General features: G+C 29.9%; 3 protein-coding genes. All 3 read right to left on the bottom strand.

Annotated elements, in window-relative coordinates; translation table 11 throughout:
* Nucleotides 1-128: 128 nt before the first annotated feature.
* The 3 genes from COX95_02165 to COX95_02155 all read right to left on the bottom strand — a co-directional run bounded on the left by COX95_02165 (nucleotide 129) and on the right by COX95_02155 (nucleotide 1,228).
* Complete coding sequence (locus COX95_02165; protein PIZ86114.1) at nucleotides 129-437, bottom strand: hypothetical protein; 309 nt, start codon at nucleotides 435-437, stop codon at nucleotides 129-131.
* A 191-nt stretch (nucleotides 438-628) separates the two neighbouring features.
* On the bottom strand, nucleotides 629-1,030 hold the full coding sequence (gene tsaB / locus COX95_02160) for a tRNA (adenosine(37)-N6)-threonylcarbamoyltransferase complex dimerization subunit type 1 TsaB (protein PIZ86113.1): 402 nt from the start codon (nucleotides 1,028-1,030) through the stop codon (nucleotides 629-631).
* A 9-nt stretch (nucleotides 1,031-1,039) separates the two neighbouring features.
* Nucleotides 1,040-1,228 (bottom strand): hypothetical protein, encoded by a 189-nt coding sequence (locus COX95_02155; protein PIZ86112.1) that lies wholly within the window; start codon nucleotides 1,226-1,228, stop codon nucleotides 1,040-1,042.
* Between the last annotated feature and the right edge of the window lie 72 nt (nucleotides 1,229-1,300).

The following is a 1,300-nucleotide window of genomic DNA, read 5'->3' as shown; positions in this document are numbered from 1 at the left end:
GATATGCATATTGGAAACTCCTTAGTTATTTGCAGGAGTCTCAAATGTTTCGTAACTTATTCATTAAGAAATATACGCAAAAAAACAAAATAGCCGCTTTTAAACGGCTATTTATAAACCAAATAAATTTATTGTGCAGGCGGTACGGGTGGTTGCTGCTGATTTATATCTTGACTGGTAGATGTGTATCCCGTAGAAGCAGACGTAACCTTAGGATTAGAGCTCTTTGGCAATTTTCTTACTCCAAAAAAATACATAAAAACAAAAACAGCCTGAGCAATATAGGCAACTAATACTACTAGAGCGCCTAAAATTGGAATAATAGCGATTGGTGCCGCAAAAACTCCCAAGAAAAATTTAAAAAACCATTTTTTCTTCTCGTCAGCACCGCCGGGGAATTCTTCTTCTTTTCTAAATCCCCAGTCATAAAGATCCAATAACTAAAAAACCATAATTACAATTCCCACTACCGCAAAGAGCAAGAAAAATATACCCATAGCTACAAAAATACCAGCTCCTGGTATAGACGACATAGGAACGGTTGAAGAATAATCATTTCCGTACATAATTTTCTCCTTTTAATTCTTAAATATTATATCACAAAAAAGTTTACTAAAAAATGATCAGCCTATTTTTTTGTTTTGGGTTTAGTAATATTCGGTGGTTTTCCGTAAAAAGGAATTATAATATTTGTAAAAATTTTATTTTTAAATTTTTCTCTTATAATTTTTGCCAAGCTATTATCCTCTTTATCAATTTCTATCAAAGGAATTTTAAGAGAGAAGGTAAAGGCATTAGCCGTAGCAATACCTATTCTTAAACCAGTAAAAGAACCTGGTCCCTTAAAAACAGCTATCGCCTTTAACTTTTTAGGAACAATTTTATTTTCTTTAAGTAATTTATCAATTCTTGTTAACAGAATATTGGATAGTCTATTTTTAGCCTGGAATTTTAAAAATTTAGACTTATTATCACTAATCAAACCAATTTTAGCATTATAATTTGAGGTATTAATATATAAAATTTCCATAATTTTACCCTAACTTATAATAATTTTTCTTGTATTTTCATCAATAAATTCAAATTTTAACCATTCGGTATAATCTGGCAATAGATTTTTAATTCTATCTGCCCATTCTATAACAATAATAGCTGATTTGTCTTCAAATAACTCATGTAACCCTAATTCTTCTGCCTCTTTTTCTGAGTGCAGCCGATACAAATCCAAATGGAATAATTTTTTAATATTTGGATTGTTTTTAATCTTATATTCTCTAATTAAGGTAAAAGTTGGACTTGA

Source organism: bacterium CG_4_10_14_0_2_um_filter_33_32 (assembly GCA_002792735.1).
Lineage (GTDB): Bacteria > Patescibacteriota > CPR2_A > CG2-30-33-46 > CG2-30-33-46 > CG2-30-33-46.
Note: the sequence above shows the minus strand (reverse complement) of the source record. Positions and strands in the feature narration are given on the sequence as shown.